At 38.6% G+C, this 6,548-nt stretch carries 6 protein-coding genes; all 6 read left to right on the plus strand.

Going from position 1 to position 6,548, the window contains the following annotated elements; genetic code table 11:
- Positions 1 to 338: 338 nt before the first annotated feature.
- The 6 genes from JWG88_RS21125 to JWG88_RS21150 all read left to right on the plus strand — a co-directional run bounded on the left by JWG88_RS21125 (position 339) and on the right by JWG88_RS21150 (position 6,103).
- On the plus strand, positions 339 to 986 hold the full coding sequence (locus tag JWG88_RS21125) for a DCL family protein (protein ID WP_205235806.1): 648 nt from the start codon (positions 339 to 341) through the stop codon (positions 984 to 986).
- A gap of 191 nt (positions 987 to 1,177) precedes the next feature.
- Positions 1,178 to 1,930, plus strand: coding sequence for an endonuclease NucS domain-containing protein (locus JWG88_RS21130; protein WP_240194668.1), 753 nt, complete (start codon positions 1,178 to 1,180; stop codon positions 1,928 to 1,930).
- Between the two features lie 129 nt (positions 1,931 to 2,059).
- On the plus strand, positions 2,060 to 2,326 hold the full coding sequence (locus tag JWG88_RS21135; RefSeq protein WP_205235807.1) for a hypothetical protein: 267 nt from the start codon (positions 2,060 to 2,062) through the stop codon (positions 2,324 to 2,326).
- Positions 2,327 to 2,688: 362 nt separating this feature from the next.
- Complete coding sequence (locus JWG88_RS21140) at positions 2,689 to 3,255, plus strand: hypothetical protein (protein WP_205235808.1); 567 nt, start codon at positions 2,689 to 2,691, stop codon at positions 3,253 to 3,255.
- A gap of 228 nt (positions 3,256 to 3,483) precedes the next feature.
- Entirely contained in the window at positions 3,484 to 5,037 is a 1,554-nt protein-coding gene (locus JWG88_RS21145) for a transposase (RefSeq protein WP_205235809.1), read from the plus strand.
- A 205-nt stretch (positions 5,038 to 5,242) separates the two neighbouring features.
- Entirely contained in the window at positions 5,243 to 6,103 is an 861-nt protein-coding gene (locus JWG88_RS21150; RefSeq protein ID WP_205235810.1) for a hypothetical protein, read from the plus strand.
- Positions 6,104 to 6,548 lie beyond the last annotated feature (445 nt).

Below are 6,548 nucleotides of genomic sequence, written 5' to 3' on the forward strand. Positions count from 1 at the left end.
GTCGAGCTTTTTTAAAAAAGCAGACAAGCTCTCATCCGTTTCTTGTTGGAATTGATATTTATGACAAAAATCAAGAAAATATCTCAACCACTTCAAGTAATACCGGTGTTGCCCGACAGGAACTCCTAGATGGCTGATATAGGTGGTGAATTGAGAGGAAAGCTGAGCAGAGATTTGCAGCATGAATGTTATCCTGTTAACTTGATATCCAGTAAATATTGTGTGATATAAAGCAGAAAATAGGGTAACTTGTTAATTTTACGTTGTCAATATTTTTCTCTGGTCCGGAGCTTTAAGGAAACCAGAGAATAACTTGTTATATTAAAAGAGGAAAAATTATGGGTAAAGCACAACCAGTTGAATTGCTAAGCATACATTTTCCTACGAAGACAAAGGCGAAAGAATTCTTCAAGGAGATGCTAAATCGTTATAAGGACGGGGAGGAAGTCAATCAAGGGGACCATGTTCTTTTGCATGAGTTACTTTTACGCCACCCTGATGCCTCGGACAAAATTGGTGTTGGTGTAAAACGATTCTTCAGGGACCAATCGCCAGATCACCCTACAAGTTGTTTTCATGTCGAGCGAGAAGACGGTCAGTCAACAGACTTCTCTTATCCTGAATGTATCTCAAGTGTAAAACCAACATTAGAGCAATATTTTTACCGTGCTTGCCGACAGTCTGTCTCAGAAATATTGACTATAAAGAAAAACAATTTTTATGACCAAGGTCCGGTTAGGTGCTGTAAAACTAATGAAGTTGTTACTAAAGAAAATTCAGAACTTAGGCATACCACTCCACCATTCAGTAAAATTGTCAACGATTTCAAAAAAGAATTAAATCGTCCTATAAATAAAGAGATGTTTCAAGAAGATGCAGACCTTCAATATACAACCCGTTTTTCCGATAAAGAAATTGAAAAAAAGTTTATAGCATTTCATCAAAAAATAGCAAATCTGGACATATTCAAAAAGTTTGAAAGATAAAAATACAATTTATAGAACCACAGGCTTTCTGAATAATTATGAGCAAGATGGATAACCAAGAACTAAAACAAGCATTGAAAATCCACAAAATATGAAATAAATACAGATGCTTGGGCGGGCAGATAAGGAACAGGGGACAGAGACCACTATTACAGCTTTTCCCAACACGATAATGTAAAGAGACATCAATTATGGCCTTGTATGAAAAATCAGTAAAGCTTCTTTTTAGAGACATGATAAAAGACCTCGCCATTCAAAAAGGCGACGTTATAGAAAGAAACAAAATAAATTCATGGTTCAAGGAGAAATATCCGCTTATAAAGCCTGCCACTATCTCGGCTCACTTGTTCAAGCTATCAATCAATGCCCCAAGCCGAATACATTACAGTGTCGATCCGAATGGAAAAGATGATCTGCTTTTCCAGATTGATAGCAAAAAATTCCGGCTCTATGACCATTCCTCAGACCCAGACCCTATTTATTCCAAACCAGAAGAAGATGAGGAAATAACGCCGAAACATAAAGAACCAGAAGAAGAAAACGGAAATGAATTTGCCTACGAAAAAGACCTTCAAAATTTCTTGGCCAAGAATCTATCACTGATTGAACCTGGTCTATCGTTATATATAGAAGAGGAAATCAGTGGAATAGAGTTTCCAGTCGGTAACAGATTCATTGATATATTGGCAATCGATATAGACAAAAATTATGTGGTCATAGAACTCAAAGTATCGCGTGGATACGATAGGGTTGTAGGACAAATACTTCGCTATATGGCATGGATAAGAAAGAACCATGCAGAAGAAAGCCAAAAAGTAAGGGGTATAATAATTGCCCGTGAAATATCGGATGATCTCCTACTGGCATGTTCCGAAACAAACAGCATCGGATTGTTTGAATACAATTTATTAGTATCATTGAACAAAATAGACAAAAATGTATAAGGAAACATAAGGAAACAAGGAAACAGGGGGGACAGACCACGATTACAGTTTTCCCCAACGAGATGATGCACCGGATAAACCGGTGATCATCATGTTATGTGAATATGATTATATTCGAATTTCTAAGTCATGAAGAAAATACCTTTTATATTATGCTTTCTCATTTTGATATTTACTTTCGGGTGTTCTAAGAAAAATACCGTTGAAGTTGTAGCACCACCCGATGATGAGGACTGTAAACTAGCAAGAAAAGTATATGAAGAAGACGGTGAATGGAAAGTAGCAATTTTTCCTGGTCATTCGATGATTAGCAGTTACCCAAAAAATCCAAAATGTATTGAAAAAGAGAAAGAGATGGAAAAGCTTTACATAAAGCATATCCTAAAAAAGGAATAAAACGCATAACCAAACGGTTAAAATCGTTCGCTTCGCTCTCTTCGGACCACCTAAAGTCCCTCGGAATTTTCAGCGAATCGGTACCAAGAAGATGAATTACTAAATCCAAGTAAGCGTTGTAACGTCGGTGGCCGCTTACCTTAACGTTCTTGCCGACTGCGTCGGCAAGAATCGCGGTGTTGACTTCGTCGAACACCTTGTCCCGCCGCTACGCGGCAGAACAAGGTATTCGACCTGACCCGCATTTATCACAACCAACCTGCGCTTGCTTGCGCTAAACACGGCGCAGGTCAACACCGCGATTATACAAAAAAATGAGACACAGGCATTGGCAATACTTTTTATCCATCGAAAAAGATATTTTGAAAATATCAGACTACGTTGAGCTACACTCAGAGAATTTTAAAGTTTTTTCCACTGAATTAACAAAAACATACCTAACTATCTGCTCAGAAATCGATGTAGTTTTAAAGCTTTTAGCAGAGAAATTTGATGAAAAAATATGGAGTGATATAAAAAATACAAACTCTGAAAAGCTCCACCCAGATATGGAGTTATATAAAGAATTTTTAAATAAAAAAATTTCGTTTATTTCTGAAATTGAAATTAAGCTAACTCAACACGACCTGCCTATTACACCATGGCGAAATATAAAGAACAATTTTAGTCCTGAATGGTGGGACAAATACAACAAAGTTAAACATTCAAGAGATAAGCATTATAGATTTGGGTGCTTGAAGAATGTGCTTCATTCTGCATCTGGGTTATTGGTAATACTACTCCTATATTATGGGTGTGATCGAAGTTTGACACCAACCGAAGAAATATTACCAAAGCTATTTGAGTATCCTGACGATTTTTTACCAATGAGAACCACCTGGGGCATTGGGCCATTCACAATCCCAGAAAAATATAAAAACAATGTATAACAAGACGTTCCAGTTGACCTCTGGCACAGCTCGACTGTTGCTTCTGCCAAGTTTATCGTTTACAGATATTTCTTTACACTTGCCAAATTCTGTTTGTGCCAGTGTCAACTGAACTTAACGTTGAGCCTGTAGAATAAGGTTAAATACCTTGATATTACAGGATAAATACAGTAATATTCGCCACAAATAACCCGATAGACCACTGAACACTAAAAAAAGAGGGTTTTCGTGGCAAAATACAAACCTACCAATTCCGCTCAGGGGCATTTTCTTCCTGTCTTTTTCAACAAACAACTACAAAAGGGAACTTTTGAATTCGCTATCAATCATCTAATTGACAGTGAATTGAATTTGTCCCATCTGGATAGCCGTTATCAGAATGACGAGACTGGGGCTCCCGCCTATGATCCACGAGTCTTACTTAAGGTCATTTTGTTGGCATACTCACGAGGAATAACGTCAAGCCGTGAAATCGCCAGGTGCTGTGAGGAGAATGTCGTCTTCATGGCTCTTTCCGCCTACAGCAGGCCACATTTCACCACTATCGCAAGCTTTGTTTCCGGTATGGATACTGAGATCATTGATCTCTTTCGCGAGGTACTGCTTGTCTGTGATGAAATGGGTCTTATCGGCCGTGAAATGTTTGCAGTTGATGGCTGCAAGCTTCCCTCCAATGCTTCTAAAGAATGGAGCGGGACGCGAAAAGACTTCAAGAAAAAATGTATCAAACTGGAAAATGCCATTGACCGAATAGTTAAACGCCACCGGGAGGAAGATCTCACTGAAGCTGAAAGCAGAGTCAAGGAAACAGAAGAACAATACCTTGCGACCCTGAAGAGACAGGTCGATAAGATCCAGGAATGGCTCGATGATAATAATGACAAAACCGGCTATAAAGGCACACCGACCAAATCCAACATCACCGATAACGATAGTGCCAAGATAAAGACATCGAACAGTATTATACAAGGGTATAACGGTGTTGCCATGGTGGACGACAAAAACCAGATTATCGTTGGCGCGGAAGCTTTTGGTGAGGCAACGGAATATAATTTGCTTGGTGAGATGGTCGAGGTAACCAGAGATAATTTCAAATCAGTCGGAACTGGAGAAGATATTTTTAAAGAGACAAAGCTGACAGCAGACAGTGGTTTTCATACCAATAACAATATGAAGATGCTGGCAGAAGAAGAGATTGATGCATACATCGCCGACCGCCATTTCAGGAAACGTGATCCACGGTTTGATAATGCAGGAAGATACAAAGAAAGAACAACAGAAGAAAGACGAAAGATAGATAAATCTCGTAAGCAGTTCCTTCCTGCCGATTTTACCTTCGATCCGGAATTCAAGTTCTGCATCTGTCCAGCAGGCAAGAGGATGTATCGCAGCGGCATCCCCACAGTGAAAGGTGTAAAACGAGCCGCATTTACAGGCCAGAAAAAACATTGTCGCCCTTGCAAACTTAGAAGCCAATGCCTTCGGTACCCGGAACGAACAGAAATACGACAAGTGACCTGTTCCATAGGAGCTTTTCGAGAGAATACTCCAGCTTCTTTTGCCGAAAAGATGAGAAGCAAAATCGATTCAGTTGTTGGCAAGGTAATCTACGCCAGGAGAATAGCAACAGCGGAACCACCCTTTGCTCATATCAGGCATGTGATGGGACTTGATCGTTTCAGTTTTCGCGGAAAAACCAAGGTGAATAATCAATGGTTACTATTCTGTATCGTCCATAACCTGAAAAAGGTGTTCAAGTATGGAATGGCAGCAATGATATGAATGAAAATAGGAGAAAGAGCATGGATTAGAGGCATAAATGCAAGCATCTGTTATGTTTTCATGGCAAATGTGGTCAATATAATGTAACTAATTAATAATTAAACAATTTAGCCAAGATAAAAAATCATAAGTCTGGTAGATGAACTTCTCGCGAAATTGGGTTTTTCTACAGACTCGTTAGACATCTACCAAAACGGAGAAAAGCATGACTGAAAATAAAAATAAGGATGATCATATCTATGGTCATTGGGGTGCCGTGAAATCGTTTGCCGTCATTGTGCTAATTGGAGTCGTTGCTTATAAAATTATCGTTACACCATTTAATCTTACTTTTGATTTCCCATCCCTACTTTCACTGCTCTTAGCTTTATTTTCTGTCGGCCTCGCTGCACTTTTTTATTTTAAAGCTAGTGAAACGAGTAATACATTTTACGACAACACATACAAATTTACTCGTGACATAGCTCAATTATTAGCAAAAATTGAAAGCGGTTTTGGTGAAAAATTACGCCATCTCGATGAAGGATATTCAAGCATGCGTGATTACATGCAAAGCTATCCAAATAATTCAATTGCTAGAGACAAAGAAAGCATTGAAAAAGAAGAAGAGATAATTGACAAAGCAGAAGAGGAAAGAAAAAAACTAATCGAGCAATTGATGGAACGTGCGCAACTTCAACATGAAGAAAGAAATGTTTTTCTGGAAAAATTAAGTGAAAAAGAAGAAGAGTTAGAGAAAGCTCATGAAGATGTAGCTCTTTTAAAAAGAAGAATAAGGCGAGAGAGAGCAAGAGAAACAAGCACAAAAAGAGGATCACTTTTAAATGAAAATGGTTTTGTATTGTTTTTAGAGTCTAGAATTGTGAACGCTATTGGGCCTAAAGTTTTTATTAAAGGGCCTCCCAGTAAAATACGCCAGGCGTTTAGAGAAATTTTAAACGAACTCCCCGAAGAATTTCTCCAGGATTATGAATCGACAGGACATATAGATGAAAATATGGAATTAACAATAGATGGTATCCATTTTTTGCGGGATTTAGCAAAAAAAATAATGGCGATAGAATGAAATTTTGTTGCAAAACTAATGTGAAACAAAAATGTCTAACAATATAATTCACGCTGACCCCAAGAGGCTGTTTTAATTTTCTTTATGTCGTGCCTCGTTGCTACCATAGTTCAAGCTGCTTGGCTGTGCTTGGGGCAGGTGATTATGGCGTTATGCATCATGAAACATAGAAGACATGGACTGAGGGCTATCATGGGGTCGGTCCACACCAACTATCTTAAAGAATTTATTGATAATATGAATATGAGAAGTGGCCCCAAAAAATTGAACAAGCTGTTAAGTGGAAAATCTGCTACCAATAGTACCCATTACAGGGACTAAATGAAGGAGCAGAAAATGGCAAAAAGAACGAGAAGGAAACACTCAGCAGCATTTAAGGCGAAAGTCGCTATGGCCGCGATGGCTGGAGATAAAACACTGGCAGAGTTGGCTCAGCAGTTTGAAG

Origin of the sequence: Desulfopila inferna, assembly GCF_016919005.1 — a bacterium.
GTDB classification, from domain to species: domain Bacteria; phylum Desulfobacterota; class Desulfobulbia; order Desulfobulbales; family Desulfocapsaceae; genus Desulfopila_A; species Desulfopila_A inferna.

Excerpts from the sequence above, each read along its gene's own strand:
- JWG88_RS21125 (WP_205235806.1), top strand. The coding sequence starts at position 339 with ATGGGTAAAGCACAACCAGTTGAATTGCTAAGCATACATTTTCCTACG.
- JWG88_RS21130 (WP_240194668.1), top strand. The coding sequence starts at position 1,178 with ATGGCCTTGTATGAAAAATCAGTAAAGCTTCTTTTTAGAGACATGATA.
- JWG88_RS21135 (WP_205235807.1), top strand. The coding sequence starts at position 2,060 with ATGAAGAAAATACCTTTTATATTATGCTTTCTCATTTTGATATTTACT.
- JWG88_RS21150 (WP_205235810.1), top strand. The coding sequence starts at position 5,243 with ATGACTGAAAATAAAAATAAGGATGATCATATCTATGGTCATTGGGGT.